We start from the raw sequence: 479 nt of genomic DNA, 5'->3' as shown, positions 1-479 counted from the left end.
GTTTGATGCAGATCCTCAAGAAACAAAGAGATGCGGTGGGTTTAAGCATCTATAGTGATCAATATGAATATTATGCTCCCGAAAAAGGCAGCGAACGGCACCGGCGTATGCTGCTTCACGTGTTAGAAGAGACTTTAAAGCAACAAAAATCGGGTAAGGAAACAAATACCTACACCTACCTGCACCAGATCGCCGAGAAAATGAAGCGGCGATCCCTGATCTTTCTTTTTACAGATATGTTCCAGGATGAGGTGGAGGAAGATAAGCTTTTTGAGTCCCTGAGGCATCTCAAGTATAACAAACATGAATTGATCATGTTCCATGTACTTGATCGTAAAAGAGAATTCAATTTTGAATTTGGAGATACCCCGCAACGTTTCACCGATGTTGAAACCGGGGAAAAGATCGATCTTTATGCTGAAAATGTGAAAGATAGCTACCGACAGGTAGTGACGGAATATTTTGACAAGCTGAAGTTA

The 479-nt window shown here is 41.5% G+C and carries 1 protein-coding gene; it reads left to right on the top strand.

From position 1 onward, the window contains the following. The coding region (locus tag HC175_RS18035; RefSeq protein WP_438865960.1) for a DUF58 domain-containing protein at positions 1–479 on the top strand (479 nt) is incomplete at both ends.

The sequence above is a fragment of the Salinimicrobium oceani genome, from assembly GCF_012037645.1.
This window is presented reverse-complemented; position numbering and strand designations above follow the sequence as displayed.